Source organism: Peribacillus muralis, from assembly GCF_001439925.1.
GTDB lineage: Bacteria > Bacillota > Bacilli > Bacillales > DSM-1321 > Peribacillus > Peribacillus muralis.
Genome location: NZ_LMBV01000041.1, coordinates 404 through 782, shown reverse-complemented (window position 1 = coordinate 782; position 379 = coordinate 404). Strand labels below are relative to the sequence as shown.

The 379-nt window shown below is 54.9% G+C and carries 1 pseudogene; it reads left to right on the top strand.

The features are described 5' to 3' along the window. A pseudogene (locus ASU00_RS26465) lies at window positions 1–379 on the top strand (hypothetical protein); the annotation flags it as partial.

The following is a 379-nucleotide window of genomic DNA, read 5'->3' as shown; positions in this document are numbered from 1 at the left end:
GCCTTGCGGACCTTGGAATCCTTGTGGTCCTTGGAATCCTTGCGGACCTTGGAATCCTTGTGGTCCTTGGAACCCTTGCGCTCCTTGGAATCCTTGTGGTCCTTGGAATCCTTGTGGTCCTTGAAATCCTTGTGGTCCTTGAAATCCTTGGAACCCTTGTGGACCTTGGAATCCTTGAGCACCTTCGGCACCTTGTGGGCCTTGGAACCCTTGTGGTCCTTGAACACCTTGTGGACCTTGGAACCCTTGCGGACCTTGGAACCCTTGCGGACCTTGAACGCCTTGCGGACCTTGGAATCCTTGCGGTCCTTGAACCCCTTGTGGACCTTGGAATCCTTGTGCACCTTGTGGCCCTTGGAACCCTTGTGGTCCTTGGAAC